The organism is Streptomyces sp. NPDC002619, from assembly GCF_042889305.1.
Lineage (GTDB): Bacteria > Actinomycetota > Actinomycetes > Streptomycetales > Streptomycetaceae > Streptomyces.
Window position 1 is genome coordinate 184,530 of the sequence record NZ_JBIAQV010000008.1, and the last position, 22,788, is coordinate 207,317.

12 protein-coding genes are annotated in these 22,788 nt (G+C 71.1%); 1 reads left to right on the forward strand and 11 read right to left on the reverse strand.

The annotated features are described in order from the left end of the window. The first annotated feature begins 280 nt into the window (after nt 1–280). Entirely contained in the window at nt 281–4,063 is a 3,783-nt protein-coding gene (locus ACFYXB_RS16465; RefSeq protein WP_389582471.1) for a multifunctional oxoglutarate decarboxylase/oxoglutarate dehydrogenase thiamine pyrophosphate-binding subunit/dihydrolipoyllysine-residue succinyltransferase subunit, read from the forward strand. Nucleotides 4,064–4,150: 87 nt separating this feature from the next. On the opposite strand, the gene fxsT (ACFYXB_RS16470) is transcribed toward ACFYXB_RS16465, so the two are convergent. The 11 genes from fxsT (ACFYXB_RS16470) to ACFYXB_RS16520 form a co-directional block, all read right to left on the reverse strand. Further along, entirely contained in the window at nt 4,151–7,141 is a 2,991-nt protein-coding gene (gene fxsT, locus ACFYXB_RS16470; RefSeq protein WP_389582616.1) for an FxSxx-COOH system tetratricopeptide repeat protein, read from the reverse strand. Between the two features lie 436 nt (nt 7,142–7,577). Further along, nucleotides 7,578–8,912 carry a CHAT domain-containing protein gene (locus ACFYXB_RS16475; RefSeq protein ID WP_389582474.1) on the reverse strand — a complete coding sequence of 445 codons (1,335 nt, stop codon included), beginning with the start codon at nt 8,910–8,912 and terminating at the stop codon, nt 7,578–7,580. Beyond that, nucleotides 8,902–10,785 (reverse strand): magnesium chelatase, encoded by a 1,884-nt coding sequence (locus tag ACFYXB_RS16480; protein ID WP_389582478.1) that lies wholly within the window; start codon nt 10,783–10,785, stop codon nt 8,902–8,904. Before ACFYXB_RS16480 ends, ACFYXB_RS16475 begins: the two co-directional genes overlap by 11 nt. A gap of 8 nt (nt 10,786–10,793) precedes the next feature. Further along, nucleotides 10,794–11,741 (reverse strand): AAA family ATPase, encoded by a 948-nt coding sequence (locus tag ACFYXB_RS16485; protein ID WP_389582480.1) that lies wholly within the window; start codon nt 11,739–11,741, stop codon nt 10,794–10,796. Then, nucleotides 11,738–12,142, reverse strand: coding sequence for a CU044_2847 family protein (locus ACFYXB_RS16490; protein WP_389582482.1), 405 nt, complete (start codon nt 12,140–12,142; stop codon nt 11,738–11,740). The genes ACFYXB_RS16485 and ACFYXB_RS16490 overlap by 4 nt, the downstream gene beginning before the upstream one ends. A gap of 105 nt (nt 12,143–12,247) precedes the next feature. Beyond that, nucleotides 12,248–15,256 carry an FxSxx-COOH system tetratricopeptide repeat protein gene (gene fxsT, locus ACFYXB_RS16495; RefSeq protein WP_389582486.1) on the reverse strand — a complete coding sequence of 1,003 codons (3,009 nt, stop codon included), beginning with the start codon at nt 15,254–15,256 and terminating at the stop codon, nt 12,248–12,250. Nucleotides 15,257–15,384: 128 nt separating this feature from the next. After that, on the reverse strand, nt 15,385–16,803 hold the full coding sequence (locus ACFYXB_RS16500; protein ID WP_389582618.1) for an aKG-HExxH-type peptide beta-hydroxylase: 1,419 nt from the start codon (nt 16,801–16,803) through the stop codon (nt 15,385–15,387). Beyond that, a complete protein-coding gene (locus tag ACFYXB_RS16505) occupies nt 16,803–17,993 on the reverse strand; it encodes an FxsB family cyclophane-forming radical SAM/SPASM peptide maturase (protein ID WP_389582489.1) in 1,191 nt (396 codons plus the stop codon). The genes ACFYXB_RS16500 and ACFYXB_RS16505 overlap by 1 nt, the downstream gene beginning before the upstream one ends. A gap of 132 nt (nt 17,994–18,125) precedes the next feature. Beyond that, complete coding sequence (fxsA, locus tag ACFYXB_RS16510; protein ID WP_389582491.1) at nt 18,126–18,317, reverse strand: FxSxx-COOH cyclophane-containing RiPP peptide; 192 nt, start codon at nt 18,315–18,317, stop codon at nt 18,126–18,128. 22 nt (nt 18,318–18,339) lie between these two features. After that, nucleotides 18,340–21,684: an SAV_2336 N-terminal domain-related protein gene (locus tag ACFYXB_RS16515; protein WP_389582494.1), complete on the reverse strand. Its 3,345-nt coding sequence runs from the start codon at nt 21,682–21,684 to the stop codon at nt 18,340–18,342. Nucleotides 21,685–21,691: 7 nt separating this feature from the next. Continuing rightward, on the reverse strand, nt 21,692–22,741 hold the full coding sequence (locus ACFYXB_RS16520) for an AAA family ATPase (RefSeq protein WP_389582497.1): 1,050 nt from the start codon (nt 22,739–22,741) through the stop codon (nt 21,692–21,694). Nucleotides 22,742–22,788: the final 47 nt, after the last annotated feature.

A 22,788-nucleotide genomic window follows, 5' to 3' on the forward strand; every position in this document is an offset into this window, starting at 1 on the left:
ACTGCAGCCACAAGATCCATCTGCGTCCGCGCCGATGGACACGTGTGATCAGCGAAGGCCCGCACCCACGGGGTGCAGAGGCCCGGGTCGCGGCATGCCTTCCACAGGCCTCCCACTGGCGAACCTCGTTTGTTTCCCGCCATTTCAGCCCCCGAAACACGCTTTCCAATGTGACTTACACGACGATGAACCGGCCCGACCTGACCTTCCCGGTCATGGAGGCGTAGCCTTAATTCCCGCTGTCCATCACCTTGTGAAGCGGAAGAGGGCGGTTGCCGCCGTGTCGCCACAGTCCCCCAGTAACTCGAGCATCTCCACCGACGACCAAGCCGGGAAGAACCCCGCCGCTGCGTTCGGTCCGAACGAGTGGCTCGTCGACGAGATCTATCAGCAGTACCTCCAGGACCCGAATTCGGTAGACCGTGCCTGGTGGGACTTCTTCGCCGACTACAAGCCGGGCGCCACTGCCGCCCCGGCTCCGGCGGGTACCGCGGCCCCGACCGCTCCTCCGGTCGCCCCGGCCGTTCCGGCCCCGGCTCCCGCAGCCCCGCAGCCCGTGGCCGCCGCGCCGGCCCCGGCTCCCGCGCCTGCTCCGGTCGCGCCGAAGCCGGCGCCCGCCGTGGCTCCGACCCCGGCTCCGGCGAAGGCCCCCGCTCCGGCGGCGAAGGCCACGCCCGCGACCGAGGCCCCCGAGGGCCCGGAGTACGTGACGCTGCGCGGCCCCTCCGCGGCCGTGGCGAAGAACATGAACGCCTCCCTGGAGCTGCCGACGGCCACCTCGGTCCGCGCGGTCCCGGTGAAGCTGCTCTTCGACAACCGCATCGTCATCAACAACCACCTGAAGCGTGCGCGCGGCGGGAAGATCTCCTTCACGCACCTCATCGGCTTCGCGATGGTCCAGGCCATCAAGGCCATGCCGTCGATGAACTGGTCGTTCGGCGAGAAGGACGGCAAGCCGACCCTGGTCAAGCCGCCGCACGTCAACCTCGGCCTGGCCATCGACCTGGTGAAGCCCAACGGCGACCGCCAGCTCGTCGTGGCCGCCATCAAGAAGGCCGAGACCCTGAACTTCTTCGAGTTCTGGCAGGCCTACGAGGACATCGTCCGTCGCGCCCGCGACAACAAGCTGACGATGGACGACTTCACCGGTGTCACGGTCTCGCTGACCAACCCCGGCGGCCTCGGCACCGTCCACTCCGTCCCGCGCCTGATGCCCGGCCAGTCGGTGATCTTGGGCGTCGGCTCCATGGACTACCCGGCCGAGTTCCAGGGCACCAGCCAGGACACCCTCAACAAGCTCGGCATCTCGAAGGTCATGACGCTCACGTCGACCTACGACCACCGGGTGATCCAGGGCGCCGCCTCCGGCGAGTTCCTGCGTGCCGTCGCGAACCTCCTCCTCGGTGAGAACGGCTTCTACGACGACATCTTCAAGGCGCTGCGCATCCCCTACGAGCCGGTCCGCTGGCTCAAGGACATCGACGCCAGCCACGACGACGACGTCACGAAGGCCGCCCGCGTCTTCGAGCTGATCCACTCCTACCGGGTCCGCGGCCACGTCATGGCAGACACCGACCCGCTGGAGTACCGCCAGCGCAAGCACCCCGACCTGGACATCACCGAGCACGGGCTCACCCTGTGGGACCTGGAGCGCGAGTTCGCCGTCGGCGGCTTCGCCGGCAAGTCCCTGATGAAGCTGCGCGACATCCTCGGCGTGCTGCGCGACTCGTACTGCCGCACCATCGGCATCGAGTTCATGCACATCCAGGACCCCAAGCAGCGCAAGTGGATCCAGGACCGCGTGGAGCGCAGCCACACCAAGCCGGAGCGCGAGGAGCAGGTGCGCATCCTGCGCCGGCTGAACGCCGCGGAAGCCTTCGAGACCTTCCTGCAGACGAAGTACGTCGGCCAGAAGCGCTTCTCGCTGGAGGGCGGCGAGTCCGTCATCCCGCTGCTCGACGCGGTGCTGGACTCGGCCGCCGAGTCCCGCCTGGACGAGGTCGTCATCGGCATGGCCCACCGCGGCCGCCTGAACGTTCTCGCCAACATCGTCGGCAAGTCGTACGCGCAGATCTTCCGCGAGTTCGAGGGCAACCTCGACCCGAAGTCGATGCACGGCTCCGGCGACGTGAAGTACCACCTGGGCGCCCAGGGCACCTTCACCGGCCTGGACGGCGAGCAGATCAAGGTGTCCCTGGCCGCGAACCCGTCCCACCTGGAGACGGTCGACCCGATCATCGAGGGCATCGCCCGCGCCAAGCAGGACGTCATCAACAAGGGCGGCACGGACTTCACGGTCCTGCCGGTCGCCCTGCACGGTGACGCGGCCTTCGCGGGCCAGGGCGTCGTGGCCGAGACCCTGAACATGTCGCAGCTGCGCGGCTACCGCACCGGCGGCACGATCCACCTCGTCATCAACAACCAGGTCGGCTTCACCGCGGCCCCCGAGTCCTCGCGCTCGTCGATGTACGCGACGGACGTGGCGAGGATGATCGAGGCCCCGATCTTCCACGTGAACGGCGACGACCCCGAGGCGGTCGTCCGCGTTGCCCGTCTGGCCTTCGAGTTCCGCCAGGCGTTCAACAAGGACGTCGTGATCGACCTCATCTGCTACCGCCGCCGCGGTCACAACGAGTCGGACAACCCGGCCTTCACCCAGCCGCTGATGTATGACCTGATCGACAAGAAGCGCTCGGTGCGCAAGCTCTACACCGAGTCCCTGATCGGCCGCGGCGACATCACCTTGGAAGAGGCCGAGCAGGCGCTCCAGGACTACCAGGGCCAGCTGGAGAAGGTCTTCACGGAGGTCCGTGAGGCCACGTCCCAGCCGTCGACCGCGCCGGCGGCGGCGGCGCCGCAGGACGGCTTCCCCGTCGCGGTCCCGACGGCGATCTCCTCGGAGGTCGTGAAGCGCATCGCCGAGTCCCAGGTCAACATCCCCGACCACTTCACCGTCCACCCGCGCCTGCTGCCGCAGCTGCAGCGCCGGGCGGCGATGGTCGAGGACGGCACGATCGACTGGGGCATGGGCGAGACCCTGGCCATCGGCTCGCTGCTCCTGGAAGGCACCCCGGTCCGCCTGTCCGGCCAGGACTCGCGCCGCGGCACCTTCGGCCAGCGGCACGCGGTCCTCATCGACCGTCAGACGGGCGACGACTACACCCCGCTCCAGTACCTGGGCGACGAGCAGGCCCGCTACAACGTCTACGACTCCTTGCTGTCCGAGTACGCGGTCATGGGCTTCGAGTACGGCTACTCGCTGGCCCGCCCCGACGCGCTCGTGATGTGGGAGGCGCAGTTCGGCGACTTCGTCAACGGCGCCCAGTCCGTGGTCGACGAGTACATCTCGGCGGCGGAGCAGAAGTGGGGCCAGACGTCCGGCGTCACCCTCCTGCTCCCCCACGGCTACGAGGGCCAGGGCCCGGACCACTCCTCGGCCCGTGTCGAGCGCTTCCTGCAGCTCTGCGCGCAGAACAACATGACGGTCGCCATGCCGACGCTCCCGTCGAACTACTTCCACCTCCTGCGGTGGCAGGTGCACAACCCGCACCACAAGCCGCTGGTGGTCTTCACCCCGAAGTCCATGCTGCGCCTCAAGGCCGCCGCGTCGAAGACGGAGGAGTTCACGACGGGCGAGTTCCGCCCGGTCATCGGCGACTCCACGGTCGACCCGGCCGCCGTCCGCAAGGTCGTCTTCGTGGCCGGCAAGCTGTACTACGACCTCGAGGCCGAGCGCACCAAGCGCGGCGCCACGGACATCGCGATCATCCGCGTCGAGCGCCTGTACCCGCTGCCGGGTGCGGAGCTCCAGGCGGAGATCGCGAAGTACCCGAACGTCGAGAAGTACCTCTGGGCCCAGGAGGAGCCGGCCAACCAGGGCGCCTGGCCGTTCATCGCCCTGAACCTGATCGACCACCTGGACCTGGCGGTCGGCGCGGACGTCCCGCAGGGCGAGCGCCTGCGCCGGATCTCCCGCCCGCACTCCTCGTCCCCGGCGGTGGGCTCCGCGAAGCGCCACCAGGCGGAGCAGGAGCAGCTGGTGCGTGAGGTGTTCGAGGCGTAACGCCTCCGGCGGTACTGCGACACAACGATGGGCCCGGCCCCGGAGATCTCCGGGGCCGGGCCCATCGCCGTACTGTCTGATGCTCGCTCAGGTGGTCTGCGGCTCGAAGTCCCAGTACGGCCGGTTGCGGGAGCGGGCCGAGATGGTGTGGATGTGCTGGGGGCCCAGGGTGGCATCGAGATCGGCGAGCGCCTCCCGCTCCGCCTTGTCCGCCTGCCCGCGTTGGTGCAACCCACGCAGATCGGCGGCGCGTGCGATGCGCGCCGCCAGAGTGAGCGGGTGAGCCCGCCCGAGTGCCTCGGCAGCCCAGTTGACGGTGTCCTCGCTGAGCGCCGCCGCGCCTTCGATGTCGCCGGCGAGATTCCGCAGGGCGGAGGCGTTGACGGCACAGCCGAGCGTCCAGGGGTGGTTAGGACCGACCGCTTGTGTCATGTGGGCGAGGGCCTGCTCGATCAGGGTCAGTGCGTGGTCGACTTCGCTCGAACGGCCGAGGATCAGGGCGTGGTTGGCATGGGCTCCAGCGGTGAACGGGTGCCCGGCGATGAGTGTCTCCTCGTACCGTACGACCACGGACTCGCTCAACTCACGTGCCCGGTCGAGGTCGCCGTGCTCGCGTGCGAAGCAGCTCCGGCTGACGGCGACGGCCACCGTCTCGAGATGTGCGTCGCCCAGCTTGTACTCGAAGAGCTCCAGCACCCGGGAGATGAGCGGTTCCGCCTTCGCCAGGGCGCCGGTGCGGTAGTGGCACAGGGCCAGGTTGTGCTCGGCGCGCAGGGTCCCCGGGTTGTCGCTGCCGAGCACCACTCGGTGCTCGCGCGCGTTCTTCTCCTGAATGGCCTCGGCTTCGGAGTAGCGGCCGAGCAGCCTGAGGTCGATGGCGTAGGAGACCTCGGAGAACAGGGTCCAGGGATGCCGCCGCGTCAGCAGTCTGAGGCGTGCGTCCAGTGTCCGCCGGTCGATGTCCTTGGCCTCTTCGTAGCGCCCGCGCAGCCGGAGTGAGAAGCCCAGATTGTTCAGGGCGTTGAGGGTCCGTGTGTCCTCTTCGCCGAAGAGGTCCCGGTAGGCCGGAAACAGCCGCTGGTCCAGTGCCAGGGCCTCGTCGTAGCGGGCGAGGCCGCGCAGATCGGCCGCGAGTCCGCTGGCCGTCCGCAGATGGTCCAGGTCGTGCTCGCCGCGCTCCTCACGCAGGTGCTGGACAGCTGCCCGATCGATAGCCTCGGTCTCCTGGAACCGGCCCGTGGCACGGAGCAGGTTGGCGTAGTGGTAGGTCAGCTCCCAGATAAGCCGGTCCGTGTCGTGGACCTGCGACCGCCACGTCGCCATGGCACGCTCACCCAGCGCGACACCCTCCGCGTATTCACCGGCGAACCACAGGTAACGGAGGCAGTTGAGGACAAGGGTCCGGACGGCCGGGTCCTCGCTCGTCAGGACGTCGGCGTAGCCCAGGTGCGGGACGAGTTCCGCGTACTCGTTCCACACCCGGGCGTCGGTGGGACGCTTCGGGTCGGCGGCGGCGAGGGCCCGTCGCGCCACATCGGCGAACTCCCGCCGTCGGTCGTCGGGCACCTGCTGGCGCACGATCTGGTGGACCATGCGGTGGAGGTAGAGCGACTCGCCGGAAGGGGCGGCCTCGTCCGGCGCGGCCTCGTGCGATTCGAGTCGTACGACGGAGTACTGGCGCAGCTGGTCGATCGCCCTGTTCCACAGGAGCGGATCGTTGAACAGTCCCGCGAGTTGCTCGGGCAGATCGTCGTGCGGCATCTCCCTGAGCAGCCGTACGGGTATGTAGCCCGGGGCGAAGAAGGTACACAAGCGCAGGAGGTCCACGGCTTCCGGGACGGTGCTGCGGAGCCTGTCGAGCAGGATCGACCACGCGGTCTCGAAGGCCAGCGGGAAGTCCGCCGACACGCTCACCACGGCTTCGCCGATGCCGCCCTCCAGCAGGGCGATGTACTCCTCCACCGACAGGTCCGAGTCGTTGAGCCAACCCGCTGTCTGGTCGAGCAGCAGCGGCAGATCCTCCAGGGCGTCCGCGAGCCTGTCGGCCTCCGGTTCCGTCAGCCGCGGCGCCCGGCGCCTGATGAACCGCACCGAATCACGGCGTTCGAAGACGGGAATGTCCAGGAGCGCGCTGCCATGATCGCGCCACTCCGGATTGCGGGACGTGATCAGTACGTGGCCGGGGCCGGGTGGCACCAGATCCCCGATCTCCGCCGGTTCATCGGCGCTGTCCAGCACCAGCAGCCAGCGCGGGAAAGGGGTACCCCGGCGCAGGGAATCGTGTACGGCGCGCAGTCGCTGGCCGTACTCGAAACCCGTGGACAGCCCCAGTTTCGGGGCCAGTTCGGCGAGACCTCGCCGACACGTCGTCCTGGCTCCGGCATTGGCCCACCACACCACGTCGTACTCACCGGCGAAACAGAAGGCGTACTCGAGCGCGAGCTGGGTCTTGCCCACGCCGGACATGCCGTGCAGCGTGAGCACGCGCCGTCCGTCGCGGGCACGCAGCCGACGGTGGACCTCGTCCAGCAGCCAGTCGCGTCCCGTGAAGCGGATATTGCGGCGCGGCACACCGCCCCACACCTCGGGCAGGGATGCCGGATAGCGAGGCCTGTCGCCCTCACGCTCGGCGAGCGCGGGCACGTCGGGCAGGCCCAACCGTTCGAGCAGCCGCCGCTCGGCCTCGGCCGCGTCCAGGCCAGTGAGTCCGGCGGCCGCCAACGGACGAGCGTCCTGGAGGAGTGGCAGCGCGAAGTCCGTCCACACCAGCACGAAGCGCGATGAGTCCGGTGCGAGGACGGTCCGCAGCGCGTGGGTCCAGTCTTCGTCCGGGTACGGAGCCAGTCGGAGGAACTGGTTGCTGAGCACCAGCAATACGGAACCCGACGCCGGGAGCAGATCGGTCAGGGCTTCCTCCAGCGATGCCCCTGGCCCTGGATCCCAGAGCTGGTACGTGACGGTCGTTCCACACCGTTCCAGCAGGTCACCGATCCAGGTCGCCCAGGCTCCGTCGGCACCGGCGTGAACAAGGGCGACGGCGTGTCCGGCTACCGGGTCGGGCTCGGGGCGGGGTGCCATCGTCGGCTGGTAGGGGGTGAATCGGCGGGGGGTGTCAGTGGGTCTGGCTGCGGGGGCCTGCTCGGGGCGGCGTTCCCTGACCTCCGTGCGGAGCTCCGCTTTGCGTACGGGGACGCCCCACTGGTTGCTGACGGTGAGCCAGAGCGAGGCCGTACCGGGCTCCGATGTCGTCGACACCCGGAAGCGTGCCGGTCCGTAGGTGCCACCGAAGCGGTGCAGCACCACACGGGGTTCGTCGAGGGCCGAGCACACGAAGTACGGGGAACCGTCCAGGGTGATGGTGAAGGTGAACTCCTCTTCCGGGTACGGCCAGGCAGGCATCCCACCCTCCTGGGTGGGGAGCGGGCCGCGCAGGTCGACCGTGACGAGATAGTCGCACCCTGTCTCGGCCAGCCGGGGCCAGGCCACGACCGGCTCGATCAGGAGGGGCTGCTCGTCAACGCTCACGCCGCCCGCCTCTCAGCCGTGAGTCCCTGGGCGCGTCGTCACCCGCGGTGAGTCTGAGCGTGGTCTGCGGGTGTCCGTAGTAGTGGAACATGAAGGCGAACAGGAGTCGCAGAACCCGTTTCTGGCCGATTCTGTCTACCTGCCCCTCATCGTTGCGCACCCTCGGGATGGCCGCCAGAGGGCCGAACTCCTCTACGGCACGGGCGCGGAAGGCCCTCAGCGTGTGCGGTACGGGGCGCTGCGGGTGGGCGGCGACCTCGGCAACCAGGCTACGTACGAGTGCCCTGGCCTCCAGGTCCCCGACCTTTCCCGCGGTGACGATGCAGCCGCCCGCGCCCTTGCGCAGGAAGAGCTCCGCGAAACCGCGTAACGCCCGCTCCCCCTGGGCGCGGTTGTCTACGAAGCGGCCGGAGTGACAGGCGTTGAGGCAGACCAGGGAACGGTCGCGCCGGAGCACGTACATGGTCTCGCCGTTGAACTCGGCCCAGGTGCGGTCGCCGAGCGAGAGATACGGAACTGCGTCGCCGTACGTGCCGTGACAGCCCATGTAGACGAGACCCGTGCGCGCCGACGAGGCATCGAGCGCCTGGAGGAACGGCGTCATCTCCAAGTGCAGTTGATGGGAGTAGGGCGCGAATACGGAGCCGTCGTCTGCCATGTCGTTATGGAGGTAGCCGATGACGCTGCCCTGGCAGTCGCTCGTCTCCTGCGGCAGCCCTTGGCCGAGATCGTGCATCGTCGTCCAGCGGGCCGTGACGACGAGAGACCCCAACAGTCCTTCGTCCAGACCGCGTTCGGGGTCTTCGGGCAGCCAGAACAGCTCCCAGGGGAGTTCGTAACCGGTGTCGTCCCACACGATCAGGCGCAGGGCCCCGCCGTGCCGCGCCCGGATCCGGTTGAGCCAGTCGGCCAGTTCGGGCTGGTTCTGCGACCACAGCCGAATGCCCCGCAGGATCTCGGACGGGAACTGACCGTCGCCACGGCGGAGATTGGCAAGCGTCACTGCGGGCGCCGAGAGCCTGGTCGGGCCGGCCTCGCACACGACCGTCACGCCTCCGCACCAGCCGTGCAGCCGGTATCCGTCCGATCCGTCGGCCGCCGTGGTCCGTACGACGGTGAGCAGGGCGAAGCCCTCCTCCAGGCGTGCGCCCGGCAGGACTTCGGCGCGGCCGAGACCGGCGGGCCCCTCGTGCGACCGTCGCAGACTCTGCACGGATGCGCTTCCCCGGCGCGCAGCGAGCTTCAGTCCGGGCAGGGTCGCGCCACGCATGACGGTGCCCGCTCCCGTCAGCCAGCGAGGGTTGCGCTGCGGCTCAGCGCTCACCGGCGCTCCCTTCCCCCGCAGCCGGATCGGGCGTCGCGCGCCCCGCGATCACACTCGCGCCCAGCGCGTCGGCCAGCGCGAAGGGCAGGTCGCCGTACGGTTCCTTGGCCGGATCGATGACGGCGACGTGCAGCCTCGTTCTGTCCATGGCTCCGACACCCGCGGCGGCTTCGAGGGCGTCCTCCACCCCTGCCCCGCCGACCTCGCCGTCCAGCCGCCCGGTGCGGCTGGTCCTGAGCGGGACGTTGCCGCGCCCATCGGTGACCACGACCAGCCAGGCCTCGGCCAGCCCGGCTCCGTGCTGCCGGAACGCCCGGCGCAACGTCTGCACCGCCTGGTCGATGCCATGGGCGAGCGGGGTGGCGCGTCCGGCCGGGCGGTACAGGGCGGCCATGACGCGGGGATCGAGAACGCTGCGGGCGGTGAAGCCCTCGGCCCTGAGCTCGTCCGCCGCATGGGCCCCGCCGATCTCGACCACTTGTGCGGCGGCCCTCTCTGTGTAGGCCCATCGCAGGAACGGCGTCAGGGCGTCCTGCCAGTCCCAGTCGTCGCGGCATGTGTGGTCCAGAACAAGGACGAGGATGCGTTCGGGCGTGCCGGCGCGGATGTGGCTGTGCAGGTCGACGGGCAAGACGGTGAACTGCTCGGTGCGTCGCGCCTTCTGGTGCACGGCGGCCTCCCGGACCGTGCGGACCAGGGCGAGGTCCCGCAGGTCCCTGGCCCGTCTCGTTCCGACCACGACACCGCGCGGTGAGACTGTCCCGGCCCGGCGCTGCCAGGGGCTGCGCAAAGGGGCGAAGTCCCGCAGCGCCTCGGCCTCGTCCTCCGGATACGGGGTGGCAGGTACGGCCGGGGCCGCGCCGAGTGCGGGACCCAGTCCTTCGGCGGGTTCGGTCTCCAGGAGTGCCTCCCCGGGCATCGGGGGCCGTTTCCGGGATCTGTCGACGGTGGCCGGTCTCCTGACGGCGTCTGACGGCGTCGCGCCGGGGTGCGTCGGGCTCGGGGACGCGTCCGCCGGACGGGGCTCGGATTCTCGCTCGTCCGGTGCGTCGGGCGGTGCGAGCCCGATCAGCCGCGCGGCCGCGTCGGCGTGCCACGCCTCGGCCCTGTGCGCACCACCCACGGCCGCGATGGTGCGGGCGAGCCTGGCCAGCGCCAGCTCTCTGCGCGCACTCGCCTCGGGTCCCAGGAGGTCCCGTACCCGGGTGAGAGCGTCGTCGGCGACCGGCAGCGCCGGAACGCCCTCGCGGGCGGCAGTGCGCCAGGCGGGCGGCAGCTCGTCCATTAGGCTTTCGGGTCGGGGCGGGACGAGACCGGCAGCCGGCAGGCGTACCGCGAACCGGTCCAGCAGGTGCGGGCTGAGCCGCCCGACGTCCTCCGTACGGCAGGAGGCCAGCCAGCGCGTCCGTGGCCGTGCCACGCTGCGCAGCCCCGTACGCTCGACCACGGCAACGTCGGCACCCAGCAGCTGGACGGCCGCGCGCATCCCGGCGACGCTGAGCCGCGTCAGGTCGGGCACCACCACCACGGGTGGCGGCCCGGAACGCCGGTCTCCTTCGATGAGCGGGCCTGGTTCGGTGCGGAAGGTGATGCCGTCCGCCTCCCGGAGGAGACGGGAGCGGGTCCACAAGTCCTCGTCACGGCTGTCGGAACCCAGCATGAGCGGTGCTCCGACCGCTTCGGTGCCACCGGCGAGGAGGCCGGCGAACAGCCGCGCGACGGACTCCATGAGCCGGGGATCGAGGTCGAAGAGCAGGACGCCGTTCAACGCGGGCTCGGCGGCCGAGCAGACCAGGGCGTGAGCGAGCCTTCGGGCGAGGTCGTCCGGCCTGGCGTCGGAGGCGCGGTCGTGGCTCGTCGGTTCTGTCGTCATGACGGGCCTCAGGCCGTTTCGAACAGGTCCTTGACGCGGGAGTCGTCATCAGGCCCCCAGCCGAACGTGCCGCCGTGGGCGGTCTCCGGCCGCCTGTGCCGCAGAGCCATGGGCAGTACCCGCAGCAGATGCCGGGGCTCGACCTGATCCGCTCCTTCCAACGCCGCCAGCGCGCGAGCCGCCATGGTGGCGACGATCTCACCGCGCTGCCCCACGGCTTCCACCCGGACCGCGGCCTCGGCACAGAGACGGAGTATCTCGTCGGCGACCTGGACCTCCGGTGCCCGACGCCGGGCGATCTCCAATCGATCGCGATCGGCGGCGGTCTCCCGCTCCGCGTCGGCCAGCCACCCGGCGTCCCCGGCACCACCGAGGTACTCGTCGAAGTCCAGGACCGTACGAATCATGCGGTGGCGGTCGTCCACTCCCAGCTGCTCCGCCGTCACCATCAGTCCGAACCGGTCGAGCAACTGGGGCCGCAGTCCGCCCTCTTCGGGGTTCATGGTGCCCACGAGACCGAACGCGAGGTGCTTGGCGGTGGCGAGACCCTCGCGCTGAACGGACAGGACACCGGTCGAGACCACGTCCAGGACGATGTTGACGATGTGGTCGTCCAGGAGGTTGACCTCGTCGATGTAGAGCAGTCCTTTGGCGTCCGCGTCCTCCAGAAGTCCCGGTTGCGGCCGGGTCTCGCCCTTGAGCAGGGCGTCGAGGTCCCAGCCGCCGAGTACACGGTCGTCGGTGGCGTTGATGGGCAGGGTGACAGGCAACTCGCCGTGGACCATGAGGGCGAATGCCCTGACCAGGGTGGACTTCGCGGTCCCGCGCGCTCCGGCCATCAGCACACCGCCGACCCGGGGGACCACGTGGTTGAGCTCCAGTGCCAATTTCAGTTCGTCCTGCCCCACGACCCGGGAGTACGGCAGGATGCGCGCACCCCTCGTCGTCCGGCTCACGAACCGGTCCCTTCGGGAGTGCTGGGCGTCCCGTCCGGCGCGTCCGCGGTCCGCCAGCGGAACGTGACCTGAAGCTGCGCCTCGGCCCCGCTCTTGACCAGAGCGGCCACTCCAGCGTCTACCTTGATGGCCAATTGCATCTCGATCTCGTCGGGCCTGACGCCGTCTCCGAGTTCCCCGAACTTCCGCACCGCCTGCGCCGCGCACCGGCGGGCCAGGTCGAGGCCCTCGGTGTAGGCGTCCCGGGCGACCTGCACGACTCGCTGGGCAGCTCCGTCCCGGGTCGCCTCGTCGCCGTACACGAGATCGAGACCGTCGGCCGAAGGCGGCTGCACCCCTGTCTCGACGGCGACCGGAATGGGCCCGTCCATACCCTCCGGGACGGGCCCCACTATGATCATCACACGTCCCCCTGGCTCAACTAACGTGTGTTACAGGCATGTTGAGAGACCCGGTACCTTCCCCAGGGCGCGCGGGGTTATGCGCCCCGGGGGTCGCAGGGGACGTCAGGTGGTCTGCGGCTCGAAGTCCCAGTACGGCCGGTTGCGGGAGCGGGCCGAGATGGTGTGGATGTGCTGGGGGCCCAGGGTGGCGACGAGGTCGGACAGGGCCTCCTGCTCGACCTTCTCGGCCTGTTGACGGTCCCTCAGGCCCCGGAGGTCGGCCGCATGGGCGATGCGGGCGGAGAGGGTCAGGGGGTGGGTGCGGCCCAGGGTCTCGGTGGCACGGGTGACCGTGACCCGGCTCAACTCGGCCGCGGATTCCGTCTCGCCGACCAGGTTGCGCAGCGCGGAGGCGTTGATGGCGCAGCCGAGGGTGTAGGGGTGGCTGTCGCCCACGGCGGCGGTCATGTCGGCGAGGGCCTGCTCGATCAGTACGTGCGCGTGCTCGCGTTCGCCGACACTGCGCAGGACCAGGGCGTGGTTCGCGCGGGCTCCGATGATGAACGGGTGCCCTTCGGGCAGCAGCAGTTCGTAGCGGGCGATGATCGACTCGCACGCCTCGCGGGCCTGGTCGATGTCGCCGTGCTCGCGGGCGAAGCAGCTCTGGCTGACGGCGGCGGCCAGGGTTTCGAGGGCGTTGTCGCCGAGCTTGCGTTCGTAGCCCTCCAGCACGTTCGTGAGGAGTTCAGCTGCCTCGGCACGGTCCCCGCCACGCAGCTTGCACAGTGCCATGTTGTGCTCGGCACGCAGGGTCCCGGGGTTGTCGTTCCCCATGGTGCGCCGGTATTCGCCTACGTTCTTCGCCTGGATGGACTCGGCTTCACCGTAGCGACCGAGCAGCCGCAGATTGATGGCGTAGGACACCTCTGAGAAGAGGGTGAAGGGGTGCAGGGCCTTCAGAAACAGGCGGCGCGCCTCCAGTGTCCTCCGGTCGATGTCCCAGGCCTCTTCGTACCGTCCGAGCAGCCGGAAACAGAAGCCCAGGTTGTTCAGCGCGCTGAGCGTCCGCGAATCCTGCTCGCCGAAGAGTTCGTTGTAGGTCGGGTACAGCCACTGGCAGAGCTCCAGTGCCTCGTGGTAACGGGCGAGATTCCACAGGTCGGCCGCTAGTCCGCCGACCATCCGCAGTCGGTCCAGGTCCCGCTCGCCGCGTTCCTCGCGCAGGCGCTCCGCAGCGCCCCGGTCGATGGCCTCCGTCTCCACGAACTTGCCGGCGGAACGCAACAAGTTGGCGTAGTGGTACGTCGCTTCCCAGACTCGCGGGTGCGATTCTCCGAGCCGTTGCTGCCACGCGTCCAATGTCCGCCTGCCCAGCTTGACCCCCGAGTTGTACTCACCCACGAAGTACATGTAGCGCAGGCAATTGAGCACCAGCGTCTGCACTCGGCGGTCCTTGCTCTTGAGGACGTCCGCGTACTTCAGATGCGGAACGATCTCGGCGTACGCGTCCCAGTTGCGCGTTTCGGTGGGCCTCCCAGGATCCGCCGCCGCCAACGCCCGCCGCACCACATCGATGAACTCCTGGTGCTCCTCGTCCGGCATGTCCTTGTGGACGATCTGGTGGACCATGCGGTGGAGGTAGAGCGACTCGCCGGAGGACACGGCCTCGTCGGACGCCGACTCGTGCGACTCCAGCCGCACCACCGAGTATGTGCGCAACTGGTTGATCGCCTTGTTCCACAGCAGCGGATCGTCCAGCAGACCGCTGAGTTGCTCGGGCAGGTCGTCGTGCGGCATCTCCTTGAGCAGCCGTACGGGGATGAAGCCCGGTGCGAAGAACGTGCACAGACGGAGCAGGGCGACCGACTCGGGGACGGTCTCGCGGAGTTTGTTCAGCAGTATCGACCACGCCGTCTGGAAAGCGAGCGGGAAGTCCGCCGACACCTTCACCACGTCCTGGTCGATCCCGCCCTCCAGGAGAGCGATGTAGTCGTCCACCGACAGGTCCGAGTCGTTCAGCCAGCCCGCCGTCTGGTCGAGCAGCAAAGGCAAGTCCTCAAGGACGTCCGCCAGTTGGTCGGCCTCGGGCTCCGTGAGTCGAGGAGCGCGGCGGCGGACGAAGGCCACGGACTCGTCGCGGGAGTAGACCGGCACTTCCAGGAGCCGGGCGTTGTGCTCGCCCCACTCCGGGTTGCGGGAGGTGATCAGTACGTGGCCGGGGCCGGTGGGGACCAGGTCCCAGATCTGGTCGGGTTCGTCGGCACCGTCCAGGATCAGCAGCCAGCGGGCATAGGGGTCGCCGCGGCGCAGGGAGTCCCGGACAGCGCGCAGCCGCTCACCGTACTCGGCGCCCGTCGACAGGCCGAGTTTCGGGGCGAGTTCGGCGAGGAGACGGCGGTAAGTCACCCGTTTCTCCGCGTTGACCCACCACACGACGTCGTACTCGAAGCCGAACCGGTACACGTACTCGGCCGCGAACTGGGTCTTGCCCACGCCGGACATGCCGTGCAGCGTGAGGACGCCGGCGCCGGGCTCGCTGTCCTGGAGCAGGTGGTAGGCGTTGTTCAACAGGCGCTCGCGGCCCGTGAAGCGGGTGTTGCGGCGGGGCACGCCGCCCCAGACCTCTGGCGTGACCCCGGGGAAGCGGACCGGGCGTCGGGAGCCGGCGGCCACGAGCGGCATGTCGGCCGGCAGGTCCAGCCGGTCGAGGAGGCGCCGGTCGGCCTCGTCCGGGCCCATGTTGGTCAGGTCGGCCGGTGCCAGGACGGCGGTGGCCGTGGGCAGCGGGGCGTTGGTGATCGACACGGCGGCGAACCGGGAGGGGTCCGGCGCGACGACCTCGCGCAGGGCGGTGTTCCACTCCTCCTGGGTGCGCGGGCCGAGTTGGAAGTACCAATCGCTGACCAGGATGAGGATCCGGCCTTCGGCGAGGGCGAGGTCGCGGAGCAGGTTCTCCAGCGGCTCCTCCGCGGGTGAGTCCCAGCGCAGGTACACGACACGCAGACCGCGCTGCTCCAGTCTGTCCCCGATCCATGCCGCCCAGGCTCGGTTGAACCCCGCGAAGCTGATCGTGACGGTCTGCCTCGCGGTCCCCCTCCCGGTCGACCCGACCGGGGTACGAGCTTCAGACATGCAGCGGCCTCCAGCGCGTAGTCATAAAATCCTAGAACCTCGGCGCGGCTCTGGGGAGTCCGGCGACTTCAAGAACGAACACCTCGGCTCGACGATCTTTGCGCAGCGAGGCGGCCTAGGTCGGCGATTCAGCGATTCGTGGGCGGCGCCGGTGTCTGACGCTGGGTCCACAGGGCGCGCACGGCCTTCACGTACGCCCGCGCACGTGCCGTGTGCCCCCGCGGTGCGGGGTGTTCGGCCATCCGCTCGTACGCGGCGACCATCTCGTCGACGAACGTCCGGCCCCGGACCGTGAGGTCGGGCGAGCCGACGAGTGCGGGCAGCGCCGCCCCGACCTGCGCCCGATAGCGCGCGTGCTGGGCCCACGCGGACTCGCGCCCGTCCCGGACCGTCGTCAGCGCGCGGCGCTGGAAGAAGTCGGCGAGCGCCAGATGGGCGTACGCCCCTTGAAGCAGCCCTTCGTACGGTCGGGAATCCGGGCGCCACGGCGCAAAATAGCGTGCGGTGGGGTCGGCTTGATGCAGGGTCACCATCTCGCACAGCGCCGCCAGCTTGGTGTGCTGCACCTCATGGACGAGGGTGGCGGCGAAGGCGACGGGCGTCGCCGGTGCGCTGCTCAGGAGCGCACCGAACGCCTCACGCCGGGTCCCGCTGCAACTGCCGCGGCCGTCCGCGCCGGGCGGCATCTCCAGCGGGACCAGACAGCGCAGCAGCTCAAGTGCCTCCGTGAGCCGGTGATCGCCGCCCGTCCGCAGTACGGCGGCCGTGCCGGACCACGTCTGCAGCCAGCGCTTGCGCTCCGCCTCGTCGGGTGCCGCGGGGCCGCTGAGCGCGTACTGGTCGGGCTCGCGCGGCGGTACGCGGTACGGGTCGAGGTCGTCCAGGGGCATGGGCTCGGCGCCGGGCAGCAGTCCGGGCAGCGCGTACGCCGACGTCCAGGCGAGCGCTGCGGACCAGGCGCCGGTGCCGCGCTCCAGGTGCACGATCACGTCCTGGGCGTCGGGCCGGCGCAGCGTCATGACGCCCTTGTCGTGGGCGACTTCGACCACCGTGTCATTCCTGTCGTCCGTGCGCAGGACGCCCAGGGAGGGAAGGGCGAGCCGACCCTCACGGGCGGTCAGCGGGGTGGTGAAGGAGATTCCCGCACGCGCCGCCGCCACGGCGGCCACGGCGCTGAAGTAGGCCAGGTCGTGGGCGAGTTCGCGTCGCTCCGAGTCCGTCGGAGCCACACCCCGCAGCCCGCGCAGACATCGCCGGGCCCACGGTCCCGTCAGGGGATAGATGAGCCGCGCCCTGGCCGGTGAGGCTCTGCCGTCGGCCGGGGCCGCGCGGTCCGCCTCCGTCAGCAGCGCCCAGTCCTCCCTCAGCCGTGCCCTCAGGGCGGCGGGGCACACCGCCGGATCCGCCGCCTCGGCCGCGTCGAGCACGGCGCGCAGCAGGAGCAGCCGTCTGGTGTCCTGGTCGCGGACGAGGAGCGCGAGCGTGTCGGCGCCGCCTTCGGTGCGGCCGAGTTCGGTGAGGGCCCGCTCCGGGACCTCCGGAAGTATCACGGGGTGCCCCCCTCGAGCGCGACCGGGACCGGGCCGGTGGGCCTTGTGTCCCCGGCGAGCCGTTCGGCCACATGACGGATGAAGAGCTGGAGGTCGGCGCAGTACACGGAGGGATTCCGGAAGCCGTGTCCGGCCCGGTACCGGTGGGCGTAGTGGCCGCCGCCGCACACCTTCACCAGCGGACAGGCCCGGCACTCCTCGGCCAGGGACGCCACGCCCGACTGCCGGGCGGCCACCGCGGGGTGGCGCAGGGCCTCGTCGAAGGAGTGCCGGAAGACGTCCAGGCCGGTGCGCGAGGCGCCCTCGTAGGCGGACTTGAGGGAGTCGACCTGCTCGATCGTCCCGTCGGTCTCCACCACGAGCGCGTCGAAGGGGGCGAGCCCCAGGGACTCCGTGGCGGCCGGCAGCCCCAGCAGCAGTGCGAGGCACTCCTCGAAGAGCCGCACCCGGGTCTCCCGGTGCCCGGCCGTCCACCAGCGGTCGAACACGGCACACAGCCACGCACCGTGCCGCACGCCCTCCCAGTGCGGCGGCGGCGCCGACCAGTTCCCGTGCGGCAGCAGCAGATCCAGGACGGGCGGGCGCAGTCGGAGGAGGGATTCGTACGTTTCCACCGGGTCCAGCGTGGGGTCGACGACGGTGAGGATTCCGGCGTACGACTGCGGGAAGCGCTCGGCGACCAGCCGGGCCCCGCGTGCTGCGGCGGGCCAGGACGGGCGCCCGGCGTGGTCGACTCGACGCGCGTTGTGCGCGGGCAGACCGCCGTCGAGGCTGATGCCGATCCGGATGCCGTGCCGGGCCAGTACCGCGAGGCGCTTCTCGGTCAGGAGCGTGGCGTTGGTCTGGACGGTGGCCTGAAGTGTGCAGTCGGTGAGGAGGCGGGCGCGTACATCGTCGGTGAAGCGGGCCAGGGTGTCCGCGCCCGCCAGCAGGGGTTCGCCGCCGTGCAGGACGAGGGACACGGTCGTCAGGCCGTGGGCGCGGGCGTGCTCGGCGATACGGGCGGCGGTGTGCCCGAGGACCCCGGGCGGCGCGGCGGCGGGACGGCTGCGCCAGGTGTGGTCGGGGCCCTCGTAGAGGTAGCAGTAGCGACAGGCGAGGTTGCAGCGCCCGTGCACCTTCACGATGAACTGCCGGAACGGGTGCGGGCCCGCGGGTGCCGGAACGGGAGCGGTCCTTCCAGACACTCCAGCACCCCCATGCCGTACGCCTCGTCTGGACCCGCATTCCCGGTGGGCGACCGGACGCAAACCCGGCGCGATCGAAGTTGTCTCTTTCTGCTCGCCCACAAGCTCAAATGGACCGAGTTTCAGACGAGTTCAGAGTGAGTTGTTAAAGCCCCAGAGCATCTCACTCGGCCGGTCCGCCCTCTCCCGCAGCCCCGCCAGCACCTCGCGCAGCACCGGATGCCGGATCGTCCTCAGCTCCTCCAGATCCACGCTCAGCAGATCCGGCAACGCCTCGCCGGTCCGGTCGCCGGTCCCTGACGCGGCCTCGTCCCGTTCGCTCATCCCCGTCCTCCCCTCGTTCCGTTCACTCCAGTTCCGCCAGCCGCTCCGTCGTGTCGCGGGCTGTCGGTTCGCCCGTGGTCAGGCTGCCGTCGGGGAGCCTGGACCATTCGGTACGGGCCGCGCGGTAGGCCTCGCGGGCCGCTCGCGGGCGTGCGGCCGCCTCATACGACATACCCCGCCAGTGGTGTGCCTGCGCACCCAGTTCCACCGCCTCCTGCCGGCGGCGGTCCGTCTGTGCCGTCTCCTCCGCCTCGCGGGCGGACTCCGCGGCCAGCCGGAAGGCGTCGACGGCGTCGTCCAGGCGGGTGGGACGGCCCAGGCCGCGGTACGCCTCGTACTGGGCCTGCCCCAGCTCCAGGCGACAGCGCGCGGCCAGCAGCGGCTCCTCCGCATCGGCCGCCGCGAGCCCGAAGAGGTACTCCGCCTCGCGCAGATCGACCCGGTCGCCGCGCAGCCGGTATCTGAGGATCAGTGCCCGGCCCAGCAACAGCAACCGGTACGCCATGTGTTCGCTGCCCGCCGGGGTCTCGGTACGGCAGTCCCGCAGCACGCGGACCGCCTGGGACAGCGGGTCCAAGGAGCGGACGCCGGCCTCCGAGAGCGCCCGGCGCAGCAGCGTCTCCCCCCACTCGGCGAGGACGTCGGGGTAGCCGGCTGCGTCCCTCGGCATGTCCCGGGCGGCCGTGGCGAACGAGGCGGCGGCGTCCTGGAGTTGGCGCGGGTCGCCCGACTCGGCGTACCGGGCGGCCCTGATCCGGCCGGCGCGGACGTGCAGGGCGGCCCGCTGGCCGCGCTTGTGGGTCGTGGCCAGCGCCTCGTCGACACGGTCCTGCGCCTCGTCGAGGTCGCCGTCCGACCTGAGCAGCGCGTCGACCAGGTCGACGATGACGCGTACGCGCTCCGCGAGCGGTTCGGCCGGCGCGGTCTCCAGCGCGTCGCGCAGCGAGCGGGCTGCCTGACCGGCGTAGCCGCGGGCCTGTTCCGGGTCGGTCGTGGCGTCCGAGAGGCGCAGCAGGATCCGGCCGTGCGCGAGCGGGAGTTCGGGCGGGCGGTTGCGGCGGTCCGGCCAGGCGTCGGCGAACGCCTCCAGCATGCCGACCGCGCCCTGGAGCAGCGCGCTGTCCCCGCCGAGCCGCCACTGCGCCTCCAGGGCGCCCACCCGCTCCAGGGTGAGCCGCAGCGCCTCCTTCTGGTCCAGGTCGGGGGCCGCGCAGGCGACCGCGTACTCCCGGTCCGCACGGCGCAGCAGGTCGAGGGCGCCGCGCCGGTCGCCGCGGCGCCTGCGGTCGGTGGCCGCGGCGTGCAGCACCCGGGCCAGGGCGGCCCGTTCGTGCAAGGCGTGCGGATGGGCCACGGCCCGTTCCGCGGCGGCCTCGGCCTCGCGCAGCAGCTCCGCGCCGCCCTGCACCTCCCACAAGCGCAGGGTGCAGCGCGCGTACTCCGCCCACAGCTCGGGGTCGGAGCCGGGCGGGCGTTCGTGCTCGGTTGCGCCGCGCAGCAGTTGTACGGCGTCGATCAGGTCCTGCACCATGCCTTCGTCGTCGAACCGGGCGAGCAGCGAGCGGGCCCGGGTGACCGCCTGGTGCGTGGGGCGCTCACCGCCGATGGGGGCGCCGCCTGTGCTGCCGTACATCCGGAACTGTTCGGGCAGCGGCATGAAGCGCTCCAGGACCCGGGCCGCGACCTCGGCGAAGGGCTGCGGGACCAGTGTCGCGTCGCCGTTGTCGCCGTTCTCGCCCGGGTAGCCGGTGCCGGGCGCGTAGGCGCGTCCGGTGCCTCCCGCGGGTTCGCCGCCGAGCTGGGCGAGCGCCAGGGCCGGGAAGTTGGGGCCGCCCTTGCCGAAGCGCTGCTCGATGTAGGCGGAGCAGTGCTTGAGGACCAGTACGGCCTCGTCCCGGCCGAGGGTGGACAGCAGCGCCTCCTGCACGTCCGGCGGCATCTCGTACCACTGGACGCCGTCCGCGCCGTGGTCCTCCCCGGCGCGGGTGACCAGGCCGCCGAGCAGGACCTCGGCGAGTTCGGAGGGCCCGGAGTCGGGCAGCATCGTGCGCTGCACCAGTTGCATCACCGGCAGGCAGAGCGGGGCGGCCGCGAGGTAGACGGCGAGCCGGCCGGCGGCCGGTGAGGCGGCCGAGCGGAACCTGCTGACCCGCTCGACCGACGTCGGCCGGCGTCCGGGGCGGGCCTGCGGCACGGGCGGCTGGTCCGCGCGCACCCAGCCCACCGCGCCTGCGACCGGTCCGGCGCCGGCCCCGGACAGCAGCCGTGCCCACGCGCCGAGCGCCACCGGTTCGGGCGGCAGCACCGGCACCGGGAGGGCCCCGCGCGGCGCGCCGCGTGGGGCGCCGGCCGGGGTGCGCACCCGCAGCGCACTCGCGCCGCCGAGGGTCTCGCCGCGGGTCAACTCGCCGTAGGTGACAGGCAGTCGGGTGCGGTTCCACAGGCGCTGCGGCAGCGGCTGGAGCACCGCGGCGGGTCCCTGCCGGGCCAGGTGGTGCAGGAGCCGGTGCGCATGGCCGCTGCGCCACAGCGGTCCGGCGCAGTCGCTGACCAGAAGGGTGATACGGCGTCCCGTGGGGTCGCTGAGCCGGTCGGCGGTGTGCAGCGGGGCCGCGTGTGCGTCGGGGCTGCGGCTGACGACGGGTTCGCCGTCCGGCCCCGTGTGCAGATGGCTGATCTGGATGTCTCCGAAGGCGCCCAACTGGCCGAAGACCTGCTGGAGTTCGGTGAACATACGGTCCCAGACCCGCATCGACGGCGAGGCGTCGAGCACCAGTTGCAGCCGGGCGTCGCCCCGGGTCACGGCCCGGTGGACGGGCAGAATCAACCCGCCTGCGCGGGCGCTCTGTTCGGCGGTCGCCGTCTCGTCAAGCTCGGTGCGCAGTGGCGGTGCGGCACTGCGGTAGGCCTGCAAGGGCCGCAGGGCGCGCTGGAGTTCGAGTGGGGCGGGCAGCACGGGCGCGGCGGGCACACCGACCGGCAGTGCCGTCACCCGGGCGGATCCGCGGGCACGGAAGGCGCCGTCCTGCGGCAGCGGGTACAGGGAGACGTTTCGGTCGGGTCCGGCGGTGGCCGGCTGTGGTTCCGGGCGCGGCGGGCGGCGCTCCTCGTCCCGTGCGAGGTTACGGCGGTCCAGCGGGAGATCGCCGGTGGTGCGCGGGGGCCGTACGCCGGAGCTCGTGCCCATCTCGTCCGTGTCCCCGGCGTGCGCGGGGCGCGACCAGCGGGCCAGCCAGAGCGCGTCGCTCAGCCCCTCGGCGTCCGGGTCGAGCCCGATCTCCCGTAACCGGAGGGCGAGTTCGGCGATGGGGTCGTCTGGAAGGCCACTGGCTGGATCCGGACCATGTCGCGCCGCCGCGTCGGACATCAGCGCCTCACCTCGGACGGTCGAGCCGCTGGATGAGCTGGTCGGCGAGGCGGTCGCGGCTGGGCGGGGCGGCCGCGTCGGTGAGGTAGATGGCGTTCAACAGCTGGTCGGCGGCGAGGAGTTCACTGCGCGAGCGCTCCAGGAAGCGGCCGATCAGATCGTCGCCCGCGCGGGCCGCCTCGTCGCCGAGATGGGCGCGTACGAAGGTGGCAAGCCGGTTGTGGTCGGGCCGGCCCAGCTCCAGGTGGATGCAGCGGCGCATCAGCGGGGCCGGGAAGTCGCGTTCGCCGTTGCTGGTGAGGACCACGAAAGGGAAGGCGCGGCAGCGCACCCGGCCGTCGCGGACGCGGACCTTGGTGCCGTCGGCGGTGAGCACCTCGGCCTCGCCGTCCGGCAGCCGGTCGGCGAGGCGCTGGAGCTCGGGTATCTCGAACTCGCCCTCCTCCAGCACGTTCAGCAGATCGTTGGGCAGGTCGATGTCGCACTTGTCCAGCTCGTCGATGAGCAGCACGCGCGGGGTGTCCGAGGGCAGCAACGCGGAACCGAGCGGGCCGAGTCGGATGTAACTCCCGATGGCCTCCACGGCCCCCGGGCTGCCGGCCGCGCTGCCGTAGCCGCCCTGCGCGGCGATCTGCACGTCCTGGAGCCGGGCGATGGCGTCGTAGTGGTACAGGCCGTCCTGGAGCGTGGAGCGGCTGACGATGGACCAGCGCAGTACGTCACCCAGGCCCAGCTCGTACGCCACGGAGTGGGCCAGTGTGCTCTTGCCCGCGCCGGGGCTGCCCGTGACGAGCAGGGGGCGGCGCAGATACAGCGCCGCGTTGATCATCTCCAGTTCCTCGGCGCCGGGCCGGTGCAGTTCGGCCAGGTGGCGGTGCGCGCCCAGGCGGCGGTCGCGGGAGCCGTCGCCGCTGTCGCCGTCCCCGGCGGTGTCGCCGCCGTCGACCGCGTCACGCCCGGAGAAGTCCCGCCAGGGCGGCGGCGGAGGCAGCCTGTTCATGCCGTCGTGGGGTTCCCCTGCGCCTCGGTAGATGAGCCACTCACTGGATTCGGTCATGATCCGGTCCTCGTCGTCACTCGCCCCACCCCGGCAGCCGTCGAACA

Coding starts and splice junctions, on each gene's coding strand:
- fxsT (WP_389582616.1), bottom strand. CDS start 7,141: ATGGCACCCCGCCCCGAGCCCGACCCGGTAGCCGGACACGCCGTCGCC.
- ACFYXB_RS16480 (WP_389582478.1), bottom strand. CDS start 10,785: ATGACGACAGAACCGACGAGCCACGACCGCGCCTCCGACGCCAGGCCG.
- ACFYXB_RS16490 (WP_389582482.1), bottom strand. CDS start 12,142: ATGATCATAGTGGGGCCCGTCCCGGAGGGTATGGACGGGCCCATTCCG.
- fxsT (WP_389582486.1), bottom strand. CDS start 15,256: ATGTCTGAAGCTCGTACCCCGGTCGGGTCGACCGGGAGGGGGACCGCG.
- fxsA (WP_389582491.1), bottom strand. CDS start 18,317: ATGAGCGAACGGGACGAGGCCGCGTCAGGGACCGGCGACCGGACCGGC.
- ACFYXB_RS16515 (WP_389582494.1), bottom strand. CDS start 21,684: ATGTCCGACGCGGCGGCGCGACATGGTCCGGATCCAGCCAGTGGCCTT.
- ACFYXB_RS16520 (WP_389582497.1), bottom strand. CDS start 22,741: ATGACCGAATCCAGTGAGTGGCTCATCTACCGAGGCGCAGGGGAACCC.